Source organism: Promicromonospora sukumoe 327MFSha3.1, assembly GCF_000385135.1.
GTDB lineage: Bacteria > Actinomycetota > Actinomycetes > Actinomycetales > Cellulomonadaceae > Promicromonospora > Promicromonospora sukumoe_B.
In genome coordinates this window covers 795,308-819,049 of the sequence record NZ_ARQM01000011.1, presented here as the reverse complement: position 1 = coordinate 819,049, position 23,742 = coordinate 795,308, and the positions used below count along the sequence as shown (strand labels likewise).

The 23,742-nt window shown below is 73.1% G+C and carries 19 protein-coding genes and 1 riboswitch; of the genes, 9 read left to right on the top strand and 10 right to left on the bottom strand.

Annotation, left to right across the window (positions count from 1 at the left end; all coding sequences use genetic code 11):
- Positions 1-135: 135 nt before the first annotated feature.
- Positions 136-2,346, bottom strand: coding sequence for an NADP-dependent isocitrate dehydrogenase (locus tag H291_RS0117375; RefSeq protein WP_020016282.1), 2,211 nt, complete (start codon positions 2,344-2,346; stop codon positions 136-138).
- 171 nt (positions 2,347-2,517) lie between these two features.
- On the bottom strand, positions 2,518-3,507 hold the full coding sequence (locus tag H291_RS0117370; RefSeq protein WP_026365859.1) for a malate dehydrogenase: 990 nt from the start codon (positions 3,505-3,507) through the stop codon (positions 2,518-2,520).
- A gap of 209 nt (positions 3,508-3,716) precedes the next feature.
- On the opposite strand from H291_RS0117370, the gene H291_RS30595 reads away from it, so the two are divergent.
- From H291_RS30595 to H291_RS32705, 4 genes are all read left to right on the top strand, one after another.
- Entirely contained in the window at positions 3,717-4,694 is a 978-nt protein-coding gene (locus tag H291_RS30595) for an MIP/aquaporin family protein (protein ID WP_020016280.1), read from the top strand.
- Positions 4,695-4,887: 193 nt separating this feature from the next.
- Positions 4,888-5,643 carry a septum formation family protein gene (locus H291_RS0117360; RefSeq protein WP_157237130.1) on the top strand — a complete coding sequence of 252 codons (756 nt, stop codon included), beginning with the start codon at positions 4,888-4,890 and terminating at the stop codon, positions 5,641-5,643.
- Positions 5,640-6,494 carry a septum formation family protein gene (locus tag H291_RS0117355; RefSeq protein WP_020016278.1) on the top strand — a complete coding sequence of 285 codons (855 nt, stop codon included), beginning with the start codon at positions 5,640-5,642 and terminating at the stop codon, positions 6,492-6,494. The genes H291_RS0117360 and H291_RS0117355 overlap by 4 nt, the downstream gene beginning before the upstream one ends.
- Positions 6,495-6,598: 104 nt before the next feature.
- On the top strand, positions 6,599-8,005 hold the full coding sequence (locus H291_RS32705) for a septum formation family protein (RefSeq protein ID WP_020016277.1): 1,407 nt from the start codon (positions 6,599-6,601) through the stop codon (positions 8,003-8,005).
- Positions 8,006-8,086: 81 nt separating this feature from the next.
- Here H291_RS32705 and H291_RS30585 read toward each other — a convergent pair whose 3' ends face one another.
- Entirely contained in the window at positions 8,087-8,536 is a 450-nt protein-coding gene (locus H291_RS30585; protein WP_198012517.1) for a DUF3017 domain-containing protein, read from the bottom strand.
- 109 nt (positions 8,537-8,645) lie between these two features.
- On the opposite strand from H291_RS30585, the gene H291_RS0117340 reads away from it, so the two are divergent.
- On the top strand, positions 8,646-10,046 hold the full coding sequence (locus tag H291_RS0117340; RefSeq protein ID WP_051109511.1) for an NAD(P)/FAD-dependent oxidoreductase: 1,401 nt from the start codon (positions 8,646-8,648) through the stop codon (positions 10,044-10,046).
- A 136-nt stretch (positions 10,047-10,182) separates the two neighbouring features.
- Here the strand turns inward: H291_RS0117340 and purH are convergent, their stop codons facing one another.
- The gene (gene purH, locus H291_RS0117335) at positions 10,183-11,835 is read right to left on the bottom strand and encodes a bifunctional phosphoribosylaminoimidazolecarboxamide formyltransferase/IMP cyclohydrolase (protein WP_020016274.1); all 1,653 of its coding nucleotides are present in this window, start codon (positions 11,833-11,835) and stop codon (positions 10,183-10,185) included.
- 33 nt (positions 11,836-11,868) lie between these two features.
- A riboswitch (ZMP/ZTP riboswitch) is annotated at positions 11,869-11,955 on the bottom strand.
- Positions 11,956-12,067: 112 nt separating this feature from the next.
- Here purH and H291_RS0117330 point away from each other — a divergent pair.
- Complete coding sequence (locus H291_RS0117330; RefSeq protein ID WP_020016273.1) at positions 12,068-13,708, top strand: FAD-dependent oxidoreductase; 1,641 nt, start codon at positions 12,068-12,070, stop codon at positions 13,706-13,708.
- 45 nt (positions 13,709-13,753) lie between these two features.
- Here H291_RS0117330 and H291_RS34800 read toward each other — a convergent pair whose 3' ends face one another.
- Positions 13,754-14,374 carry a TetR/AcrR family transcriptional regulator gene (locus H291_RS34800; RefSeq protein ID WP_084468190.1) on the bottom strand — a complete coding sequence of 207 codons (621 nt, stop codon included), beginning with the start codon at positions 14,372-14,374 and terminating at the stop codon, positions 13,754-13,756.
- Between the two features lie 60 nt (positions 14,375-14,434).
- On the opposite strand from H291_RS34800, the gene H291_RS0117320 reads away from it, so the two are divergent.
- Positions 14,435-15,472: an SDR family NAD(P)-dependent oxidoreductase gene (locus tag H291_RS0117320; protein WP_020016271.1), complete on the top strand. Its 1,038-nt coding sequence runs from the start codon at positions 14,435-14,437 to the stop codon at positions 15,470-15,472.
- A gap of 23 nt (positions 15,473-15,495) precedes the next feature.
- On the opposite strand, the gene H291_RS0117315 is transcribed toward H291_RS0117320, so the two are convergent.
- Complete coding sequence (locus H291_RS0117315) at positions 15,496-16,833, bottom strand: MFS transporter (protein WP_020016270.1); 1,338 nt, start codon at positions 16,831-16,833, stop codon at positions 15,496-15,498.
- A gap of 82 nt (positions 16,834-16,915) precedes the next feature.
- Between H291_RS0117315 and H291_RS32700 the strand changes: the two genes are divergently transcribed.
- Positions 16,916-17,494, top strand: coding sequence for a winged helix-turn-helix domain-containing protein (locus H291_RS32700; RefSeq protein ID WP_020016269.1), 579 nt, complete (start codon positions 16,916-16,918; stop codon positions 17,492-17,494).
- Between the two features lie 16 nt (positions 17,495-17,510).
- Here the strand turns inward: H291_RS32700 and H291_RS0117305 are convergent, their stop codons facing one another.
- The gene (locus H291_RS0117305) at positions 17,511-18,857 is read right to left on the bottom strand and encodes an MFS transporter (RefSeq protein ID WP_198012516.1); all 1,347 of its coding nucleotides are present in this window, start codon (positions 18,855-18,857) and stop codon (positions 17,511-17,513) included.
- 210 nt (positions 18,858-19,067) lie between these two features.
- On the opposite strand from H291_RS0117305, the gene H291_RS32695 reads away from it, so the two are divergent.
- Positions 19,068-20,129: a type IV toxin-antitoxin system AbiEi family antitoxin domain-containing protein gene (locus H291_RS32695; RefSeq protein WP_020016267.1), complete on the top strand. Its 1,062-nt coding sequence runs from the start codon at positions 19,068-19,070 to the stop codon at positions 20,127-20,129.
- 117 nt (positions 20,130-20,246) lie between these two features.
- Here H291_RS32695 and purN read toward each other — a convergent pair whose 3' ends face one another.
- The 3 genes from purN to sucD form a co-directional block, all read right to left on the bottom strand.
- Positions 20,247-20,891, bottom strand: a complete 645-nt coding sequence (gene purN, locus H291_RS0117295) for a phosphoribosylglycinamide formyltransferase (protein ID WP_020016266.1) — start codon at positions 20,889-20,891, stop codon at positions 20,247-20,249.
- Positions 20,892-20,901: 10 nt separating this feature from the next.
- A complete protein-coding gene (locus tag H291_RS30565; protein WP_157237126.1) occupies positions 20,902-22,575 on the bottom strand; it encodes a cell division protein PerM in 1,674 nt (557 codons plus the stop codon).
- Positions 22,576-22,823: 248 nt separating this feature from the next.
- Positions 22,824-23,720: a succinate--CoA ligase subunit alpha gene (sucD, locus tag H291_RS0117285; RefSeq protein WP_020016264.1), complete on the bottom strand. Its 897-nt coding sequence runs from the start codon at positions 23,718-23,720 to the stop codon at positions 22,824-22,826.
- Positions 23,721-23,742: the final 22 nt, after the last annotated feature.

The following is a 23,742-nucleotide window of genomic DNA, read 5'->3' as shown; positions in this document are numbered from 1 at the left end:
GTTTCCTGAGGCTACGTCCAGGCACCGACACTCCCCGCCTCTTTTTCCACAGGAGCGACCAAGGTCACTCCGACGTGTCAGACCCTCAGGTCACCCGGGTGACCTGAGGGTCTGACACGCACGAGAGAGCGGGCGTCAGAGGGACGCGAGCGCCTCGTTGAAGGTGCTGCTCGGGCGCATCACCGCGGACGCCTTGGCGTCGTCCGGACGGTAGTAGCCGCCGATGTCGGCCGGCTTGCCCTGGACCGCGACGAGCTCGTCCACGATGGCCTGCTCGCCGCCGGCGAGGGCCTCGGCGAGGGGCTTGAACGTGGCGGCCAGCTCGGCGTCGTCGGACTGCCCGGCCAGCTCCTGGGCCCAGTAGAGGGCCAGGTAGAAGTGCGAGCCGCGGTTGTCGATGGTGCCGAGGCGACGGCCCGGCGAGCGGTCCTCGTTGAGGAACGTGCCGGTGGCGCGGTCGAGCGTGTCGGCCAGGACCTGGGCCCGGGCGTTGCCCTCGGTCACCGCCAGGTGCTCGAAGGACGCGGCCAGCGCGAAGAACTCACCGAGCGAGTCCCAGCGCAGGTAGTCCTCCTCGACGAGCTGCTGCACGTGCTTCGGCGCGGAGCCACCGGCACCGGTCTCGAACAGGCCGCCGCCGTTCATCAGCGGCACGATCGAGAGCATCTTCGCCGACGTGCCGACCTCGAGGATCGGGAACAGGTCGGTGTTGTAGTCGCGCAGCACGTTGCCGGTCACCGAGATGGTGTCCAGGCCCTCGCGGATGCGCGCGAGCGAGAACGCCGTGGCCTCCGCGGGGTTCATGACGTGCAGCTCGAGGCCGTCGGTGTCGTGCTCCGGCAGGTACTGCTCGAGCTTCGTGATCAGGTTGGCGTCGTGCGCACGGCGCGAGTTGAGCCAGAACACGGCGGGCGTCTCGGACAGCCGGGCGCGGGTCACGGCCAGCTTGATCCAGTCGCGGATCGAGGCGTCCTTGGTCTGGCAGGCGCGCCAGATGTCACCGGCGTGCACCGCGTGCTCGATCAGCACCTTGCCGGCGCCGTCGACGACGCGGACGGTGCCGTCCGTGGCGATCTCGAACGTCTTGTCGTGGGAGCCGTACTCCTCGGCGGCCTTCGCCATGAGGCCGACGTTGGGCACGGAGCCCATCGTGGCCGGGTCGAGAGCACCGTTGGCGCGGCAGTCGTCGATGACGGTCTGGTAGATCCCGGCGTAGGAGGAGTCGGGGATCACCGCGAGGGTGTCGGCCTCCTCGCCGTCGGGGCCCCACATGTGGCCGCCGATGCGGATCATGGCGGGCATCGAGGCATCGACGATGACGTCGGACGGGACGTGCAGGTTGGTGATGCCCTTGTCGGAGTTCACCATGGCCATCTTCGGGCCGTCGGCCAGCGCGGCGTCGAACGCGGCGCGGATCTCGGCACCGTTCGGCAGCGACTCGAGGCCCGCGAAGATGCCGCCCAGGCCGTCGTTCGCCGAGAGGCCGGCGGCGGCGAGGTCCTGGCCGTACTTGTCGAAGACGGGCTTGAAGAAGGCGCGGACCACGTGGCCGAAGATGATCGGGTCGGAGACCTTCATCATCGTGGCCTTGAGGTGCACGGAGAACAGCACGCCCTCGGCCTTGGCCCGCTCGATCGACTCGGCGAGGAACGCGTCCAGCGCGGCGGCGTCGAGGAACGTGCCGTCGACGACCTCGCCGGCGAGCACGGGCAGCGACTCCTTGAGCACGGTCACGGTGCCGTCGGCGGCGACGTGCTCGATGCGCAGCGTGTCGTCGGCCTCGACGATCACGGACTTCTCGTTGGAGAAGAAGTCGTCGTGGCCCATGGTCGCGACGTTGGTCTTCGAGTCGGCCGTCCAGGCGCCCATGCGGTGCGGGTGCGCCTTGGCGTAGTTCTTGACCGAGGCGGGGGCGCGGCGGTCGGAGTTGCCCTGGCGCAGCACCGGGTTCACGGCGGAGCCCATGACCCGGCCGTAGCGCTCGCGCGCGTCCTTCTGCTCGTCGGTCTCGACGCTCTCCGGGAAGTCCGGCAGGTCGTAGCCGAGGCCCTGGAGCTCGGCGATCGCGGCCTTCAGCTGCGGGACGGACGCCGAGATGTTCGGCAGCTTGATGATGTTGGCCGACGGGTCGTTCGCCAGCTCGCCCAGCTCGGCGAGCGCGTCCGCCTGGCGCTGCTCTTCCGTGAGCCGCTCCGGGAACTGGGCGATGATGCGGCCGGCGAGCGAGATGTCGCGGGTCTCGACGTCCACACCGGCCTTGGCCGCGTACGCCGAGACGATCGGCAGGAACGAGTAGGTCGCCAGCAGCGGGGCCTCGTCCGTGTGGGTATAGATGATCTTCGACATGGGTGTGGCTGACTCCCCGGGTGTTGGAATGTGCCGATCTCTCGATATCAAGATACCTGAGGGTCCTGCGCGCTCCTCAATTGCGAGACACACCTCACGCGCTACGTCTCGTCGGTCGAGCTTGTCGAGACCTGGTCCGGGGTCTCGACAAGCTCGACCAACGGTTTGGTGTCAGATGAGACCGAGGGCCCGGACCGCGTCGCGCTCCTCGGCGAGCTCCGCCACGCTGGCGTCGATCCGGCCGCGGGAGAACTCGTCGATGTCGAGGCCCTCGACGATCTTCCACTCTCCCGTGCCGTCGGACGTCACCGGGAACGAGGAGACGAGCCCCTCGGGCACGCCGTACTCGCCGGACGACCAGATGCCCGCGGAGGTCCAGTCGCCCTCGGCGGTGCCGTGCGTCCAGTCGCGCACGTGCGCGATCGCCGCGTTGGCCGCCGACGCCGCCGACGACGCCCCGCGCGCCTGGATGATCGCGGCGCCGCGCTTGGCGACGGTCGGGATGAAGTCGTCCGTCAGCCAGGCCGTGTCCGCCGCGACGTCGGCACCGGGGCGGCCGCCGACCTCGGCGCGGAACAGGTCCGGGTACTGCGACGCGGAGTGGTTGCCCCAGATGGTGAGCCGCTTGATCTCGGACACGGGGGTCCCGGTCCTGGCCGCGACCTGCGAGAGCGCCCGGTTGTGGTCCAGCCGCGTCATCGCGGTGAACCGCGTGGCCGGCACGTCGGGGGCGTTCGAGGCCGCGATGAGGGCGTTGGTGTTGGCGGGGTTGCCGACCACGAGCACGCGGACGTCGTCCGCAGCGCCGTCGTTGATCGCCCGGCCCTGGGGGCCGAAGATGCCGCCGTTGGCCTCGAGCAGGTCCGCGCGCTCCATCCCGGCTCCGCGCGGGCGGGCACCGACGAGCAGGGCGACGTTGACGCCGTCGAAGGCCTTGACCGGGTCGTCGAAGATGTCGACGCCGGTCAGGTTCGGGAAGGCGCAGTCGTCGAGCTCCATGGCCGTGCCCTCCGCGGCGCCGACGGCCTGCGGGATCTCGAGGAGTCGGAGCCGTACTGGCGTGTCCGCGCCGAGCATCTCGCCCGCGGCTATGCGAAAGAGGAGCGCATACCCGATCTGGCCAGCGGCTCCGGTGACGGTGACATTCACGGGTTCAGTCATGACCCCACTCTTGCATCGACCGGCCCGCCTCGCCCAGCCCCTGGGCCGATCTGTGTCTTGCCTGGTACCGGTACCCGAGTACGGTGAAGAAAATACCCGCGCGTATTCAGGTTTTGCCCAGGCGGGTAATGGCAGGATGTGCGCGACATCGCACTGCACGCCGCCATGACGCGCACCGAGAAGGTGTGCCACTGAAAGGAACAGACTTCATGTCCCAGGACCTCGCCGCGACCAGCGGCGTCACCGAGGTCGAGGAGCGGTCGCCCAGCCTGCTCTCCCGCCTGCTCGCCGAGACCTTCGGCACGTTCCTGCTGACGCTCGTGATCGTGGGTGTGCTCGTCTACAGCCCGCTGAACACGGTCGGCGGGCTCGGCGTGGCCCTCGGCGGCGCGTTCGCCTACATCGCGGGTGCCGCGACCGTCGGCCGTGTCTCCGGTGCGCACTTCAACCCGGCGATCTCGCTGGGCTCCTGGCTCAGCGGCCGCATCACGGTCAGCGCCATGTTCAGCTACTGGGGCGCGCAGCTCGTGGGCGCGATCCTGGCCGCCGCCGTGCTGTTCGCGACCGTCCCGCAGCCGCTGCTCGCGCTGCTCGGCAAGGAGAACACCTCCGACGCGTTCGACGCCGCCGTGAACGGCTTCTCGCAGCACTCCCCGCTCTACCTGCAGACGCAGGGCCAGGCGCAGTTCGACTGGCTGCCGGCGCTGCTGGTCGAGGTCATCATCTCGGCGATCCTCGTGGGCGTGTACCTGGGCGTCAACGACCGCCGCAGCCGCATCACCTACGCCCCCGTCGCCGTGGGCAGCGCCATCGCCGCGCTGACCCTGGTGTCGTGGTTCGTCACCAACGCCGGCATGAACCCGGCCCGCTCGACCGCCGCCGCGCTCTTCGCGAACAACTGGGGCGGCGACGGCTCCGGCCGCCAGCTCTGGCTGTTCTGGCTGGCCCCGCTGGTCGGCGCCGCGCTCGCCGCGCTGTTCTACCGCGCCTTCGCCTCGGTCGAGCCGGAGGAGCTCGAGCTCGACGAGGCCGACGAGGACGAGGACGACGACGAGGCGACCGAGGTCGTCGCGGAGGAGCCGACCCCGGCCGCCGCACCTGCCGCCGCCACGGAGGAGTCCGCGGAGAAGCCCGCCGAGGCAGAGCCGGCCCCCGAGCCGGAGAAGAAGAGCGACGAGAAGGCCTGACCCCTCGCCGCACCCGTACGACGCCGGGGCCGCACCTTCCGTAGGGGAGGTGCGGCCCCTGCGTCGTACCGGGACTCCGACCACTCCCGGATCGGTGCCACCGACGGCGGTCGCCGTGCCGCCAGGGTGAAGTCGCCTCACGATCCGGTCACATCGGCCATGTCTGCGCGAAACGCCTGATAGACATCCCGCCGTGACCGCCCCACCCTCGATCCGGCCCGAAGACCTGCGGGTGCCCGTGCACCGCGGCTGGATCACCGCATGCATCATCCTGTTCTGGCCGCTGGCGATCGCCGCGGTGCTCGCCGCCAACCGCGCCGCCGGCGCGCTCGGGGCCGGCGACGTCTGGACCGCGCAGCGCGAGGCGCACCGAGCCCGGAACCGCGCACGGCTCGGGGTCCTGATCGGTGGCGCCCTGTACGCGGGCACGCTCATGCTCTACGTCCCCCTCGGGCTGATCCTCACGCCGATGGCGACCGACTCGCTCAAGGCGGAGGGCATCGACACCGCGGCGGCCGAGCCCGCCCCTGGCTCCTACCGGACCGCTGCCGCACCGAAGAGGGAACCGATCACGATCGACCCGCTCACGGCCCGTGCCGGCGACTGCTTCATGGCCCCCGACTGGGAGACGGCCTGGGGATGGGTCGACGTGATCCCGTGCAGCAGGCTGCACGACGCGCAGGTGATCGCCGTGACCGATCTCGGCGACGGCGAGTTCCCGGGCACGAGCGAGGTCTCCGACTGGGCGTGGTACGACTGCGCGCCGCGGTACGAGGAGTACTCGGGCGCCTCCCTCTCGGCAGACTCCCCCGTCTGGACCATCGAACCGACCTGGGACGACTGGGGCGACGGCCTGCGCAGGGCCGTCTGCTTCGTCCAGGTGGACACCCCGATGCGTGGTGAGCTCGCGGACTACCCCGGGCTCTTCGAGGTCGGAGCGAGCTCATGAGCGACCAGCTCCCGCCCCTGACGCCGCCCGGCCCGCCCGGTCCGCCCGGGCCCGGGCCCGCTCCGGACCCCTACGCCCCGGCGAGGTCGCCCTACGACGCCCCCACGTCGTACCAACCCCTGCCGCGGCCGCCGGCCGAGCCGTCCACCGGAGCGGGCTGGAGCATCGTCGCGCTCCTCGCGTGGTGGCCGTTCGGAGTGGCCGCCTACCCCCACACCCAGCGGGCGACGGCCGCGCTCGGCGCGGGCGACCGGCAGACCTTCGCGGCCGAGGGCGCGAAGGCCCGGCGCATCGGGATCGCCGGCCTCGTCTTCTACATCGCGCTGACGTGTCTGCTGACCGTCGGTGGACTGGCCGGCGTCGTCGCCCTGGGCTTCTGGTTCGAGGACGTGGAGATCGCCGCGGACGCGGCGACGTCCACCCGGTACGTCGACGACGACCAGCCGGGTTCCGGCCCGATCGACGGGACCTCGGTACGGGAGCTGAGCGAGGGAAGCTGCTATCTCACCGACGGGCTGACCGACGTGGTGCGCACCGTCGAGGTCGTGCGGTGCGCGGAACCGCACGGCGGGGAGCTCTACCGGCTCACGCACGTGCCCAGCGACGCGTTCGGCCAGACCGACGGCGTGACCGAACCCGCCTTCCCTGGTCCGGCCGTGATGGCCCGGTACGCGGACGAGACCTGTCGCGCGGCCTTCGAGAGCGCTACCGGGACGACCGCCGAGGACTCCGGCCTGCACTTCTGGCACACGGCACCGGATCCGTGGGACTGGCGCGCGCTGGACCGGCAGCTGAGCTGCTTCGCCGAGTCCGACGCCGACGACCTGACCGCTCGCGTCAGCGAACGATGAGCCGCTCTTCCGGCTCCGGGGTGCGCACCCCGGAGCCGGAGGAGCAGCCACGGGGTGAAGCGCGCCTTTCGCCCGGAAAGCCCGCACCGCTACGATCCGGGACCATGGCCGACAGCACGCAGACCTCGCACGGCGCGACGGAACCGGCCGGCCCCGAACCGCGGAAGACGTCCGACGACGCACCCGAGGCACCGTCGGAGCGACCCGAGGAGAAGCCGGGAGACGCGGCGCAGGACGCGGACGGCACCGCGTCGGACGCTGACGACACCGAGGCAGAGGTCGACGGCGCCGCGTCGGACGTGTCCGAGGAGAACCCGGACGACGCCGAGCCGGACGCGGCCGGCAAGGAGCCCGGCAAGGCCCGTAAGCGATGGGGCGGCTTCCGCAGGAGGCGGCGCGACGCCGAGCCCGACGACGCCGAGCCCGGCACGGACGAGCAGACCGAGGTCGAGTCCGGTCCGGACGCGGGCGACGACGAGTCCGGTTCAGGCGAGGGCAACGACGAGGCCGGTCCGGACGAGAAGACCGGCGACGAGGCCGGCGCGGATGAGAAGCCTGACACCACCGCCGAGCCCGGGCCCATCGCCGGCGACGACGACGCCGACCCGAACGAGCTCCCCTACCCGACCCGCACCGGCTGGGTGGTCGCGGCGTTCCTGCTCTTCTGGCCGCTCGCGATCCCGGCGCTCGTGCACTCGATGCGCACCGCCGAGGCCAACGGCACCGGCAACGTGCGCCGCGCGAAGAAGTCGTCGGTGCGCACCCTCGACTTCTCCCTGGGCGCGGTCACGGTGGGCGTGCTCGCCGTCGTCGGCCTGGGGATCGCCGCAGTGGCGGCCCCCACCTACGCGTCGTCGTTGCCGCCCGGGCTGGTCTCGACCGCGAAGTCGTTCGTGCCGCCGGCCCTGGCGGGCCCGCTCGGCATCACGCTGCCCGACGACGGTCCCGCGCTCACCGCGCCGACGTCGTCCCCGAGCCCGACCGTCGACCCGTACGCGACGACGGACCCGTACGCCGACCCCTACGCCGAGGACCCGGCGGACGGTCTGGAGCCGCTGCCGACCCAGGAGGCCGGCGGGCAGGTCGCGCCGTCCGAGGAGCCGACGCCTGACGCGGACACCTCGGCGACCGCCGGGGCCGAGATCCCCGACCTGCAGGTGGGCGACTGCATCGACACGGCCGCGACGTCGGGCCAGACCACGCTGTACCGGATCCCGGTGGTGCCCTGCACGACCGCGCACGGCGGCGAGATCTACGCGGAGACGACCGCGGAGGACAGCCTCGCGAAGAACGGCGAGGCCCCCACGCAGCAGGCGCTGTGGGACGCCGCCGACGCCTTTTGCTACCCGCAGTTCACGAAGTACGTGGGGCTGCAGTGGGCCCAGTCGGAGCTGCTCTACTGGCCGATCGCGCCGTCCGAGGAGAGCTGGGCCGAGGGCGACCGTCGCATCCTGTGCGTGGTCGAGTCGGAGCAGCCCGTGACGGGCTCGCTGGAGGGCGCGGCCCGCTGACGGCGGCCGCGCCACGGGCGGGCAGGTCGTCCGCCGGGAAGACCGGGCGGGACGACCGGCCGGGAGGGCCTGGCGGGAAGGTCAGATGCTCGGCGTCGCCACGGCGAGGACGCCGATCAGCACGGCGGTCGCGCCGTACAGGATGATGTCGACGGTCCGGGTCCGGATGACGAGCCCGACGGGGCTGTCGAGCACCGCGCGGAAGATCGCGCAGACCACGAGGACCACCCCGATGCCGATCGCCCCGGCGCGCGCGCCGGCGACCATGCCGAGCAGCACGGAGATGCCGACACCTGCGAGGACGAGCCAGATCGCGAGGTTGCTGCGCTGCGGCTCGGCCGGACTCATGTCGGAGTCCTCGCCGCTGGCTGGCTCACTGCGGTCGAGCTCCTGGCTGGTCGTCGTGGTGGCCGTCATCAGGTCGGCCCGTCCGGTGCGTTCGAGCGTAGCCGTTCCCGCCGAGCCCGGCTCGAGGAGGGTCGTGGCACCGCCCGGTGCGCCAGGGGCAGTCCGCATCTCGCTGAGATCCACGGGACGAGGGTACAACCGAAACGTCGCGATTCTGCAGGACCGTGACCTGCTTGCAACCTGATACAGAGCACATTCCCAGGTTGGCGGCCTGCGAGCTACCGTGAGGTCCATGCCGTCGACTCCAGGTCAGGTCCCCAGCAGCGTGGTCGTCGTGGGTGCGGGGCTGGCGGGCGCGCAGACCTCCGCCGCCCTGCGGCAGCACGGTTTCGAGGGGCACCTCACGGTGCTGGGCGCGGAGGGCCTGCCGCCGTACGACCGCCCGCCGCTGTCCAAGGAGCTGCTCAAGCGCACCGAGCCGGTCTGGCTCGCCGACGACCTCGGGATCGACCTCCCGGCCCTCGTCGACGACCTGCGGCTGGCCGACCCCGCGACGCGCCTGGAGGCGGACCGCGAGCAGGTGGTGGTGCGGACGGCGTCGGGCGACGACGTCATGGCCGACGCCGTGGTGCTCGCCTGCGGGAGCGCGCCCCTGCGCCCGGCGGGCTGGGACGCCGCGATGACCCTGCACACCGCCGGTGACGCCGAGCGGCTGCGCGCCGCCGCCGTCCCGGGGACGCGGATCGTGGTGGTCGGCGCCGGCTGGATCGGCGCGGAGGTCGCAGGCGTCGCCGCCGGCGCGGGTGCACAAGTCACCGTCGTCGAGGCGGGCCCCGTGCCGCTGGAGCGGCAGCTCGGCCGCCACGTGGGCGGCCTGCTGGCGCCCTGGTACGACGCCGCCGGGGTCACCCTGGTCACGGACGTCGCCGTCGAGAAGGTGCTGCCCGGACCGGCCGGCGACACGCCCGGCGGTGGCAGCGTCGTCCTCGCCGACGGCCGCGTGCTGGAGGCCGACCTGGTGCTGGCCGCCGTGGGCGCGCGTCCGGCGTCGGGCTGGCTGGCCGGCTCCCTGCCGCTGGAGTCGAACGGCGGGCTCCGGGTCAACCGGGCCGGCCGGCTGACGGGCCTGCACTCCCCGACCGACCCCGCGGGCCGGCTGCACCTCGACGCGCTGCGCCGCGTCTGGGCGGTGGGCGACATCGCGACACGCGAGCACCCGGTGTTCGGGCCGGTGCCGGGCGGGCACTGGTCGGCCGCGCTGCACGACCCCGAGGTCACCGTCCGGGCCCTGCTGGGGCTCGACGAGCGGGCCGCCGAGCCCGAGCACGTGCGCGAACGGCTGGGGCTCGCCCCGATCACCTCGCACGCGCCATACGTGTTCTCGCAGCAGCTCGGGCACGACCTGGCGCTGTTCGGGGTGCCGTCGCCGTTCGACGAGGTGGTGCTGCGCGGCACGCCCACGGCGTCGGGCGGCTGGGCGGCGCTCTACCTGGAGAACGCGCTGGACCGGCACCCGCGCCGCACCCCGGAGGGCCACCGCGTGGCGACCGTCCGGGCGGTGCTGCTGGTCGACTCCCCGCGCGAGGTGGGCCAGGTCCGGAAGCTGATGAACCGCGGGGTGCCGTTGACGGTCGACCTGGAGCGCGCCCTGGACCCGACGGTCAAGCTCAAGGACGCCGTCTTCCGACCCTGACTCCGAGCCGCCGTGCACCGACGGTCGCCGCGGGGCAAGCACAGCTCAGCCGGGTGGGTAACGGAGAGGTAGCACTGCTAGCTCTCCGTTACCCACCCGGCTGAGTAACGTCCGCCCCGGAGGGCGCCGCCTCGGATCAGTGCGCGAAGTGGCGCGTGCCCGTGAAGTACATCGTGACGCCGGCCGCCTCGGCCGCCTTGACGACCTCCTCGTCGCGGATCGAGCCGCCCGGCTGCACGACGGCGGTGACCCCGGCGTCGAGCAGCACCTGGAGCCCGTCCGCGAACGGGAAGAACGCGTCGGACGCCGCCACCGCGCCGCGCGCCCGCTCGACGGGGCCGGACTCGCCGTCAGCCAGGGTGTTGGCGCGCTCGACCGAGAGGCGGCACGAGTCCACGCGGTTGACCTGGCCCATGCCGATGCCGACCGCAGCCCCGTCCTTGGCCAGCAGGATCGCGTTCGACTTGGTGGCCCGCACGGCCTTCCAGGCGAAGGCGAGGTCGGCGAGCACCTCGGGCGAGGCGGCCTCGCCGGTGGCCAGCGTCCAGTTCTCCGGGCTGTCGCCGTCGGCCTGGAAGCGGTCGGTGGCCTGCATGAGCAGCCCGCCCGAGATCGGCCGCGTCTCGACGGCGCCGGCCGGCGCCTCGGGGACCACGAGCAGGCGGATGTTCTTCTTGGCCTGGAGGATCTCCAGCGCCTCGGGCTCGAAGCCGGGGGCCACGACGACCTCGGTGAACACCGGGGCGATCTGGCGCGCGGCGGCGACCGTGACGGTGCGGTTCGCGGCGATCACGCCACCGTACGCGCTGACCGGGTCGGTCGCGTGCGCCCGGGCGTGCGCCTGCGCGATGTCGGTACCGACCGCGATGCCGCACGGGTTGGCGTGCTTGATGATCGCGACGGCGGGGCCCTCGTGGTCCCAGGCGGCGCGCCACGCGGCGTCGGCGTCCACGTAGTTGTTGTAGCTCATGGCCTTGCCGTGCAGCTGCTCGGCCTGGGCCAGGCCGGTGACGCCGTCGCCGCGGGTGTAGAGGGCGGCGCGCTGGTGCGGGTTCTCGCCGTAGCGCAGCACGTCGGCGCGCTCCCAGGTGCCGCCGACCCAGGCGGGGAAGCCGGTCGACACGGGGCCGTCGGCGGCCTCGACGACGTCGGTCGGGGAGACGACCGAGCCCATCCAGGACGCCACGGCGACGTCGTAGGTGGCGGTGTGCACGAACGCGGCGGCAGCGAGCGCCTTGCGCTGGGCGTAGGTGAACCCGCCGGCCCGGACGGCGTCGGCCACGGCCGGGTATGCGGCCGGGTCCACGACCACGGCGACCGACGGGTGGTTCTTGGCGGCGGCGCGCACCATGGACGGCCCGCCGATGTCGATCTGCTCGACGACGGCGTCCGGCCCGGCGCCCGAGGCGACGGTGGCGGCGAACGGGTAGAGGTTGACGACGACGAGCTCGAACGGCGCGATGTCGAGCTGCGCGAGCTGGTCGAGGTGGTCCTGCTTGCGGGTGTCGGCCAGGATGCCGGCGTGCACGCGCGGGTGCAGGGTCTTGACCCGGCCCTCCAGGCACTCGGGGAAGCCGGTGAGGTCCTCGACGGGGGTGACGGGGATGCCCGCGTCGGCGATCTTGGACGCGGTGGAGCCGGTCGAGACCAGCTCGACGCCGGCGTCGTGCAGCGCGGTGGCGAGCTCGATCAGGCCGGTCTTGTCGTAGACGCTCAGCAGGGCGCGCCGGACGGGGCGCTGCGAGTCGTCGGTGAGCTGGACGTCAGGGGTGGACGGGGCGCCGGACATGGCGGTTCTCCTCGGAAGTAGCCTCGTGGAAAACCCTGGCACCCAGGCGGGCGGCGCGCATCACGGGTCGCTCGGCCGCTCCCCGGTGGTGACCCACCCTCGCCAGTCACGGCCGCGAGCAGTCTAACCGGGTCCGGGAACGGTCCTGGGTCTTGCGCCGCGACCGGGGCGCGGGAGTACCTTGTGCACCAACCGGACAACGGAGTCCGGTAAGGACCGGAGGGATCGCGCGATGACGCACGAGGAAGTGGTCGACGTACTGGTGGCCGGGACGGGCGCCGCCGGGCTCAGCGCGGCGATCGCCGCCGCGGACGCCGGGGCGAAGGTGCTGGTCGTGGAGTCGTCCGCCCGGTGGGGCGGCACCACGATGCGGAGCGGCGGCGGGCTGTGGCTGCCGGACAACCCGGTGATGCGGCGCGCGGGGATCGCCGACTCCCGCGCGGAGGCGCTGACGTACATGCAGGAGGCGATCGGCGACGTCGGCCCCGCGAGCTCGGCCGCCCGGCGCGAGGCGTTCGTCGACACCGTCGACGAGCTGGTCACCGCGCTGGAAGGGCACGGCGTGCGCTGGTCGGCCGCGCAGAAGTACCCCGACTACTACCCCGAGCGGCCCGGCGGCAAGATCGGCCGGTCCATCGAGCCCCGGCCGTACGACACGCGGCGGCTCGGCGACTGGATCGAGCGGTCCCGCGTCAAGGACGGCGTGCCGCTCGCGGTCATGAACGACGACTTCTACGAGCTGGGCCGGGCCTGGTCCACGCCGTCGGGCTTCGTGCGCGGGGCGCGGCTGGTGTTCCGCGTGCTGGGCGGCCTGGTCACCGGCAAGAAGCAGGTCGGGATGGGGGCCGCGCTGGCCTGCTCCCTCATGGAGGTCGTGCGGGCGCAGGGCACGGAGGTGCGGCTGAGCACGCCGCTGACCGAGCTGCTGGTGGAGGACGGCGCCGTGGTGGGCGCCGTCGTCGGGATGCCGCAGGCCCGCCGCGCCGTGCGCGTCACCGGCGGCGTCGTGCTCGGCGCGGGCGGGTTCGCCCACAGGACCCGGTGGCGCGAGCGGCACCACGGCGTGCCGGGCTGGAGCGCCGCGTCCGAGGACGACCAGGGCACGGGCATCGAGGCCGGGGCCGACGCCGGCGGCGCGCTCGCGCTTATGGACGACGCCTGGTGGGGCGCGGGCGTGGACAACAAGGGCCAGGGGATGCACGGCTTCGTGCTGTCCGAGCGGTCCATGCCGTACTCGATGGTCGTCGACTCCTCCGGCGCCCGGTACGTCAACGAGTCCACGAGCTACATCGACTTCGGCCACGCGCTGCTGGAGCGGGACCCGCAGGTGCCGGCGAACCCGTCGTGGCTGGTCATGGACGTCCGCGCCCGGCGGCGCTACCTCAACACGTCGCTCCTTTCCGGCCGGCGGCGCTACGTGGACGACGGCACGCTCGTGTACGCGGACACCCTCGCGGAGCTGGCGGACGCGCTCGGCCTGGACCCGCGGACGTTCCGGGACACCGTCGCGCGGTTCAACGGGTTCGCCCGGACCGGCAAGGACGCCGACTTCGGCCGCGGCGACTCCGCCTACGACCGCTACTACTCGGACCCCACGGTCCGGCCCAACCCGAACCTCGGCGCGATCGAGCGCGGTCCCTTCTCCGCCCTGCGGATCGTGCCCGGCGACCTGGGCACCAAGGGCGGGCTGCTCACCGACGAGCGCGCGCGGGTGCTGCGGGCGGACGGCTCGGCGATCCCCGGCCTGTACGCCGCGGGGAACACGACGGCATCGGTGATGGGGCGCACCTATCCCGGGCCGGGATCCACGATCGGTCCGGCTGCCGTGTTCGGCTGGATCGGCGGGCAGCAGGCGGCGGGCAGACGCGGGTAGGCCGCGGTGGGGCGCGCCGGGTGTTCCCGGCGCGCCGCGACGCCGTCAGGCGCCGTCGGGGATCCGTACCTCGATCCGGAGCAGCTCCCAGGCGCGGCACGCCCGGCGCACCCGGTCGGCCCCCTCGGCCTGCGACAGCGCGCCGGCCGTCATCGCGACGGCGAGCAGCAGGTCGTCCGACGTCGTCCCGGGCGGGACGGTACCGGCCGCCGTGGCCGTCTCCAGCCGGGTGCCGAGGGCGACCGCGACCCGCTCCCCCAGGGCGACGATCCGCTCGTCGGCGGGCACGCTCGAGCGGACCAGGTCGACGAACCCGACCGAGTCGATCGCGTGCCGCGTGACCAGGCCGAGCAGGTCGCGCAGGTCGGCGTCCGGCGCGGCCGCCGCATCCTCGAGGGTCACGACCTGCTCCTCGAAGACGGCGACCACGAGGTCGAGCCGGTCCGGAAAGTGCCGGTAGAGGCTCCCCTGGCCGACGCCGGCCCGCTTGGCGACCGCACTCAGCGGCGCGCTGGTCCCGACGGACCCGAACACCTCGCGAGCAGCGTCCAGGAGGGCCGCGCGGTTGCCCGCGGCGGCGCGCGGGCCCAGGTTGGGCGCCCCGCCGCGGCGTGCGGGACTGCGAGGAACCTCACCGCGTCGCGGGTCACGAAGTACACCGGTCATAGCGGTATTCTAGGTACCGGACAACGTTGTCCGGTACCAACCACGTCCGAGGAGCGCACCATGGCACTGACCACCCACTCGACCGTCGGCGACTGGCTCGACCACCCCGTCGGGGGCCGGATCCTCGGCGACTTCCTCGCCCAGGGCGGCGCGACGCCGGACTCGCTGGCCCCCGCCCGCGGCCTGGCGCTGGAGCAGCTCGTCGCGATGTCCGGCGGCAAGTTCCCCGCCGAGGCGCTCGACGCGCTGCTCGCCGCGTACCGGGAGGCGGCGCCCGAGGAGGCCGCGGCAGCCGACGCGGCGTACGACGAGCAGGCCGCCGCGGGCTGGAGCGAGCAGGTCACCCCGGGCCGGTTCGCCGGCCAGACCGTCGTCGTCACCGGAGCGGCGTCCGGCATCGGCCGCGCCGTCGCCTCCCGCGTGGCCCGCGAGGGCGGGCGCGTGATCGCCGCCGACATCTCCGCGGAGAAGCTCGGCGAGCTCGCCGCCGGCCTGACCGGGCTGCCGTCCGGGGCCGAGATCATCCCCGTGGCGGGCGACATCTCGGCCCAGGACGACGTCGACCGCATCCTGGCGGCGGCCGGCGAACGCGTGGACGCGCTGGCCAACGTCGCCGGGATCATGGACGACATGTCGGCGGTCCACGAGGTCACCGACGCCCTGTGGGAGCGCGTGCTGCGCGTGAACCTGGAGGGCACCATGCGGCTCACCCGCGCCGTCGTGCCCGGCATGCTGGCCGCGACGGAGGGGCGCATCGTGAACGTCGCCTCCGAGGCGGGGCTGCGCGGCTCGGCCGCCGGCGTCGCCTACACGGCCTCGAAGCACGCGGTGGTCGGGCTGACGAAGTCGACGGCAGTGATGTACGCGAAGCACGGCATCCGCACCAACGCGGTGGCGCCCGGCGGCGTCGCCACGGGCATCCAGCTGCCGGGCCAGGCCGAGTTCGGCGCCCCGGTGCTGCGGCCCTACCAGGCCAACATCCTCAGCCTCGCCATGCCCGAGGAGCTCGCCGCGACCATCACGTTCCTGCTGTCGAAGGACTCGGCGAACCTGAACGGCGCGATCATCGCGTCGGACGGCGGCTGGTCCGCCGTCTGACGGGCTGGTCCGCCGTCTGATTCTCAGGTGGCCGACGGCGGTCGGGTGGCCGACGGCGTGCGCGCCGTCGGCCACTCGACGACGTCGGCCGCCCAGGTGTCCGGGAGGCCGACGCGCCACAGGGGGCGCACCAGGAACATGGCCAGGAACAGCACCGCCCACGCGCCGGCGAACAGCCACATGGCGGGACCGATCCCGAGGCCTGCGAGGAGACCGCTGCCCACGAGCGGCGCCACCGGCCCGGCCACCAGACCGGTGAGCCCCATCGTCGCGGCCATGCGCCCCTGCATCTGTCCCGGCGTGATCGCCGTGACGTACGAGAGCATCCCGGCGTTGAGCGCGGGCGCGAAGAACATCATCCCGGTCAGCGCGGCGACGAACCCCCAGTAGGTCGGGAACACCGCCATCAGCACGACGCCGACGCCGGAGACGCCGAGCGTCAGCACCGTGAGGACACCCACGCGCACCCGCTGGACGAGCACGCCCGCGAGGACCGAGCCGGCCAGCACGCCCACCCCGACCGCGGTGTTGATCAGGCCGATCAGCGCGGGCGCCGTCCCGACGCTCACCAGGTGCAGGTTGACGGCGATCATCATGCCGTTCAGAACCAGGTTGACCAGCATGAACAGCCAGAGCGACGCGCGGAGCAGTGGCACGCCGAACACGAAGCGCAACCCCTCCCGCAGTGCGGCGACGGGATGCTCCGCGCGCGCGGCGTCGAGGTCGCCGTTGAGCGGCTCCCGCACCAGGGACGTGGCCGCCACGGACACCAGCCGCCCCGCGGCGGACACCACGAAGGGCAGCACGGTGCTCATGCCGTAGAGCAGCCCGCCGAGCGGACCCTGGAGCAGGGTGGCCGCGGCGTCGCGCCCCTGCGCGACCGACATCGCCTGGCCGAGCTGCTCCTTGGGGACCACGGCATGCAGTGCCGCGGTCCCGGCCGGGTCCATGAGGGCGCCGACCGCGGACGACACGAACAGCGCCCCGGCCAGGTGCGCGGCGGTGATCGAGAGGCCGGGGGCGAGGCCCGCGACGACCACGCTGGTCCAGGCCAGAGCCGCGACCGCGCTGCCGGCCATGATGAGGCGACGGCGGTCCACCCGGTCCACGATCACCCCGGCCGGCAAGGTCAGGAGTACCGAGCCGAGCTGGCCGACGAACGCGATCACGCCGGCCTGCACCACGGACCCGGTGACCGCGTACGCGAGCAGCGGCACCGCGAAGGCGCCGACGGCCGCGCCGACGTCCTCCGCCGTCGCGCCGGTCAGCAGCAGGCGGTAGGAGCGGTTGCGCCAGAGGCCGGCCGGCGCGCGACCCTCCGTCGTCGTCTCGTCGGCCGCGCGGGCCTCGTCCGTCGTCATGCGCACACCGTAGAGCCCGCAACTGCAATTGCGCAATGATAGTTGCGCATCTCTTGTTGCGAGATCTTGCTAGCCTGGCGCGATGGCCTCGAAGGAACCCCTCCAGATCACCGACCCGGAGACGCTGCGCGCCATGGCGCACCCGGTGCGGCAGCGGATCCTGATCGAGCTCAACGTCCGCGAGCACGCGCGCGCCGCGGACCTCGCCAGGACCCTGGACATCCCGGCGAACTCGATCAGCTTCCACCTGCGGGTGCTGGCCAAGCACCACTTCATCGAGGAGGCCCCGGAGCTCGCACGGGACAAGCGGGACCGGGTGTGGCGACCTGTCGTGGAGCAGTTCGTCGTGGACCGCAACCTCGCGGGGGCGGAGAACGCCATCGACCCCTACCTGCGCTGGCTGCGCGCCATGTTCCTGCGCGACCGGGAGGCCCCGGGCGCTCGGGCCGACTTCCACGAGGGCATGGCCAGCGGGGCCTTCTTCACGCGCGACGAGGCGGAGGAGATGACCGCGGAGGTGTTCGCCGTCATGGAGAAGTGGTGGGACAAGACCGGGGCCGCCAAGCGGGCGGACCCCGACGACCCCGAGCGGAAGTTCTACCAGGTCCTCTACGCCGTCGGCCCGCGGGACCTGGCGGGCGAACCCGTCCCGGAGACCTGAGCGGCCCGGGCCGCGGCTACTCCAGCGCGTCCGCCGCCCATGTGTCCGGCCTGCCGATCCGCATCAGTGGACGGGTGAGGCTGAGCGCAACGAGCACCGCGACCATGGCGCCCACCATCACCCACAGCGTGCCGCCGATGCCCCACGCCTCCAGCAGCGCGCTGCCCAGCACGGGCGCGGCCGGGGCGGCGATCAGGCCGGTCAGTCCGAGCAGCGAGGTGGCGCGGCCCATCATGCGGTCCGCGATGATCACCGTCAGGTAGCCGGTGAAGCCCGCGTTGAGCGCCGGGTAGAGGAACACCCCGACCGCCAGCATCGCGACGAACACCCAGTACGTGGGCGCCAGCGCCATGACGACGAGGGCCCCGGCGAGCAGGCCGATGGTCGCGACCCCGAACCGGCCCACGCGGACGCGCCGCACGATCGGCCCCGCGACGATCGCGCCGGTCAGCATGCTGATCCCGGCGCACGCGTCCACGAGGCCGATCAGCCGCGGATCGATGCCGGTGCGCACCAGCTCCAGGTTGATCGCGACGACCAGGGCGATCGACGTGAGGTTCAGCAGCGTGATCAGGACCAGCACCGCACGGAAGAGCGGCACCGCGCCCACGAAGCGCAGGCCCTCGCGCAGGTCGGCGAGCGGGTGGGTCGCGCCGGTCCGCTCGCCGTTGAGCGGCTTGCGCACGAACGACACCGCTACCACCTCGATCAGGTGCCCTACCACGGACGCGACGAACGGCAGCACGTGCGCCATGCCGTACAGGAACCCGCCGACCGGCCCCGCGAACAGCGCGACCGCCGCCATCCGCCCCTGATTCACGGCCATCGCGTTCGGCATCTGCGCGGCGGGGACGACGGCGCGCAGCGCACCGCCCGACGCCGGGTTCACGAACGCGCTGACCAGCGACGAGCCGAACAGCACCGCCGCCAGGTGCCAGGCGCCGAGGGTGCCCGCCAGCCCGGCGGCGACGACCGTGGCCCACAGGGCGGTGCCCGTCGCGGCGGCGACGATCAGGAGCAGCCGGCGGTTGACCCGGTCGGCGACGACGCCCGCGGGCAACGTGGCCAGCAGCGCGCCGGCCTGGCCGATGCCGCTGATCAGGCCCGCCTGCCCCACCGAACCGGTGACCTCGAACGCGACCAGCGGGACCGCGAACGTGCCGACGCCGGCGCCGATCGCCTGCGCGAACCGTCCGGTGGTGAGGAGCAGGTAGGCGGAGTTGCGCCGGAGCGGGAGGTCGGGGCCGGCCGCGTCGGGGCAGGCCGGGTCGGGGCTCGCAGGGTCGGGGCTCGCCGCGTCGGGACTCGCCGCGTCGGGACTCGCCGCGTCCACTGAACCCGCCGTCGTCGTCTCCCCAGTCACGCCGCACAACGTACCGGGTGAAATGTCCGCCTGATGACGCCCCGAGCCCAGCCGCCGTCGGCCACTCCCCTTTGAGGCCTAAGTTTCTTCGCTTTGGTTCGCCTCAATGCGAAGAAACTTAGGCCTCAAAGGAGACGGGAGTCAGCCAGTTTTCCACAGGTTGACAATGGATAATCGGCAATGACCTTTCTTGCATGCTGATATTGGTTCATGCGACCGCTGAAGCCCCTGCCCGTGCAGGTTGACGTCATCGCCTCCCGGCAGGAGGGGCTGATCTCCGCCGCGCAGCTCGACGGCATCGGCGTCGACGCCCGGTGGCGGTACCGGCTCGTCCGGCAGGGCCGGCTGGTCCGGGTCACCCAGGGCGTCTACGACACCGACGTCGTGCCGCCCGACCAGCGGTCACGTACCGACCTGCTGGACCACCTACGACGTCGTCCCGCGTGGCTCGGCCTCCTCGCGGCCGGCCCGGGATCGACCGCCGTCGGCCTGTGCGCGCTCGCGCTGTACAAGGTCAAGGGCCTGCCGCGCACCATCCGGTCGGAGGTGGTCGCGCCCGACGGGCTGTGGCGTCCGGCCCGGGACGGGATCACGTTCCGGAAGATCGGGGACATGGTGAGCGGGCGGTTCGGCGGCGACTACCGGATCGCGAGCGTCGCGGACGCCCTCGCCCTCGGCGTCGGGCAGATGTACCGGGCCGACGCCGTGGCCGTGATGGACGACCTGCTGCACTCCCGGTCCGCCACGGCGGACGACCTGGCCCGGGCGCACGACCTGGCGCGCGGGCACCGCGGTGTCGAGGCGACGCATCCCTGGTGGCGGCTGGCAGACGGGAGGTCGGAGTCGCCGCTCGAGACCTCCGCGCGGCTGGCCTGCCTGGACGCCGGGATCCGGCCGGACACCCTGCAGCTCGTGGTCCGGGACCCCGACGGCACGCACCTCGGCCGGGTCGATCTCGCCTGGTTGCTGCCGGACGGCACCTGGCTGCTCGTCGAGATCGACGGCGTCGAGGTGCACTCCGCGCCGGCCGCGGTGTTCCGCGACCGCACGCGCCAGAACGCGCTGGCTTCGGCGGGCGGCTCGCGCCTGCTGCGCTTCACCGCGAAGGATCTCGGAGGCCGGCTGGTCGAGACCCTGGAGCCCTTGCTGCGCGAGGCCGGCTGGGCGCCGGGCAACTACGACGACGTCGGCCAGCCGGCGATCCTCGGCCCGGCGGTCGTTTCGGCCGGTGCGGCCGTTACGACCGTTTTGCCAGTCTCCTTTGAGGCCTAAGTTTCTTCGCTTTGAGTCGCCTCAAAGCGAAGAAACTTAGGCCTCAAAGGAGAAGGGCCAACACGGCCGGACGGCGGGCGGCCGGAGGGACGGACGGCCGACGGCGGACCAGCCCGGTCAGCGGCCGATCGACGCCTTGCGGCCCGCGACGTGGAGGCCCTCGCGGGACAGGCGGCCGACCGTCTCGACCAGGAGCGCGCGCTCGGCGACCTTGATGCGCTCGGTCAGCGTGGGCTCGTCGTCGGAGTCGAGCACCGGGACGGCCGTCTGGGCGAGGATCGGGCCGGTGTCCACGCCGTCGTCGACCACGTGCACCGTGCAGCCGGTGACCTTGACGCCGTGGGCGAGCGCGTCGCGCACGCCGTGCGCGCCCGGGAAGGCGGGCAGCAGGGCCGGGTGCGTGTTGATCATCCGCCCCTCGAACCTGCGGACGACGCCGGGCGCCAGGATGCGCATGAAGCCCGCCAGGATCACGTAGTCGGGCCGGAACACCGAGATCGCCTCGAGCACGCCGTCGTTCCAGGCCGCGCGGTCGTCGAAGTCCTTGAGCGCGACGACGGCGGAGGCGACCCCCGCGTCCCGGGCCAGGTCGAGCGCGCCCGCCGTCGGGCGGTCCGTGACGAGGCCGACGACGCGCGCGCCATAGGCGGCGTCGTCGTGCGCGGCGAGCAGCGCCGCGAGGTTGGAGCCGCCGCCCGAGGCGAGCACCACCAGGCGCTTGGCGGATGTGGACTCGACGGGGTGACCGGAGGGCGTCTGCACGGGCCCCAGCCTACGTTCCCGGGCGCGCCCCGGGCGTTTCGTCGTCATCAGCCGGACCGGTCGCCGACCCGGCACCCGGGTCGGGGTCCGGCTCCGAGACCGCGTACGCCTGGGTCCTCGCCCAGTCGCCGGACGGGGCCGGGTCCGCTGCGTCGCGCGGGTCCGCGTCGTCGTCCGCCGCCTTGCCCTCGGGCACACCGTCGCCTTCCGGGTCGGGCGAGCCGTCGAACCCGAGCTCCGACGCGAGGTCGCGCGCCTCCCCCGGCTGTTCGTCCAGGTCGCGATCCACCGAACCGTCCCGCTCGCCGCTCACCGACGCCGGACGCTTCAGCCACGCCACCAGGTCGTCCCCGATCTCGCCGCGGCGCGCGACCACGTCGAGCTTGGCGCCGAGCAGCACCGCCGCCGCTCCCCCGCCGACCTCGGCGGCGACGAGCCCGGCGCTCACGAGCGGGTCGGCCCCGATCTGGGACAGCCGGCCCGGCCCGACGGCGCCCGCGGCGGCCCACTGGCCCAGCAGCACGAACAGCCCGGGCACGAGCACGATCCCGCCGAGCACCCAGCCGACGTCGGCCCATCGCACCAGCGACGGCTCCAGCCGGCGCCACACGAACACGCCCGCCGCGACGCCGCACGCGACGACGAGCACGGGCACCCAGGCGCTGACGGGGTTGGCCCAGTCCTCGCCGGGCAGCGCCCCGAGCAGCGGCACCGCGGGCAGCGGCCCGGAGACCGTGCCGAACGGCGTGAAGCTGGTGCCCTCGCCGACGGCGAAGCCCGGCCCCGCGATCCAGGCGAGCGCCCACAGCAGCAGGTTGGGCAGTAGCGCGAGCTGGGCCACGGCGAACACGACGCCCCCGGTCCAGCCCGGCTCCAGCGCCGTCACGATGTCCGACGACGTGGCGCGACCCGCCAGCGCCCACGCCGCCACGAGGAGCGCCGCGCCGCCGGTCAGGAACGCGACGGCCAGCGCGCCGCCGCGCAGCCCCAGACGCAGGGTCGCGGGGAGCAGGTCGAAGCCGGTGAACCGCCGCACCAGCGCCTCGGCGCGCTCACCGATCTCGGCCGGCGTCGGCGCGTCCGGGCGCGCGAGGATGCCGAGTCCCGTGCCGAGCCCGCCCATCACCAGGCCGGCGGGCGGAGCCAGGGCCAGCGACCAGCCCGGGGCGCTGCCCGCGAGCAGGGCGACCCCCGTGGTGCCCACGGCATAGGTCACGGCGCCCGCGGCCCAGGCGCGGACCGACGTCGCGGCGAACCGCTTGGCCGAGGCGTACGTGGCGAACAGGGCGAGCGCCGCGATGCCGAGCGGCGCGAGGGTGACGGTCACGGCGTCGGCCGTGAGCGGGACGCCGTGCCCCAGGAGCCAGAGGCCCGTGGCGACGTCGATCGCGGAGCGCACCTGGACGCCGTCGTCCGCGGTCTCCGGCGCGGAGGTGAGGGTGGCGTTGCCCACGAGGTAGGCGACCACCGCCGGGAGCACTACGACGGCGAGGGACAGGACCAGGGCCTGGGCCGCGGCGAGCACTCCGGAGACGACGTGGGCGAGCGCGGACGACCCTGGCTCCGGCGTGGGCGGCTCCTCGACCAGGCGGCCGCGACGTGCCGTCGGCCGGTTGCCGGCCGGGCGGGTCGTGCGGGCACCTGAGGTGCGGGAAGCCGTGCTCGGGCGGGGTGGTGCGCTCACCCGGCAATCTTCACCCGCGCCCGGGGGCCATCCCGGGGACCTGCCTCGGCGTGGCCCGGGTGAACTTCGGGAGATATTACGGCTGGGTATGGAGTTCGCCGGGTGAACTGGTGTAGGAACGCCCGTTTTGCGAAGGGACCACACGCAGACGAGATCGGTCGGTTGTCTTGGGATCGGTCCACTGTTGGACCGATCCCAAGACAACCGACCGAAGTCGATGAGTTCGGCCGGTTGCCCGACCGAGGGCGTCAGAGCCCCTGCAGGATCTCCCGCATGAGGTCGGCGGTCTCGGACGGCGTCTTGCCGACCTTCACGCCGACGGCCTCGAGGGCCTCCTTCTTGGCGGCCGCGGTGCCGGCCGAGCCGGACACGATCGCGCCGGCGTGGCCCATCGTCTTGCCCTCGGGGGCGGTGAAGCCCGCGACGTAGCCGACGACCGGCTTGGTGACGTGCGCCTTGATGTACTCGGCGGCACGCTCCTCGGCGTCGCCGCCGATCTCGCCGATCATCACGATCGCCTTGGTCTCCGGGTCGTTCTCGAAGGCCTCGAGCGCGTCGATGTGCGTGGTGCCGACGATCGGGTCGCCGCCGATGCCGATGGCGGTCGAGAAGCCGAAGTCCTTCAGCTCGTACATCATCTGGTAGGTCAGCGTGCCCGACTTCGACACGAGACCGATCGGGCCCTTGCCCGTGATGGTGTGCGGCGTGATGCCGGCGAGCGACTCGCCCGGGGTGATGATGCCGGGGCAGTTCGGCCCGATCATCCGGGTCTCCTTGCCCTGCAGGTACGACCACACCTCGGCGGTGTCCTGCACCGGCACGCCCTCGGTGATGACCACGAGCAGGCCGATGCCCGCGTCGATGGCCTCGATGGCGGCGTCCTTGGTGAAGGCCGGGGGCACGAAGACGACGGAGACGTCCGCGCCGGTCTCGGCCATGGCCTCCTTGACGGTGCCGAACACCGGGAGGGTGACGTCGGCGCCCGAGGCGTCCTTGTGGGTCACCGTCGTGCCGGCCTTGCGGGCGTTCACGCCGCCGACGATCTGCGCGCCGGAGTCCAGCATCAGGGCGGTGTGCTTGGCACCCATGCCGCCCGTGATGCCCTGGACGATGATCTTCGAGTCCTGGTTCAGGTAGATCGACATTGTCTTCTTGTCTCTGCTTTCG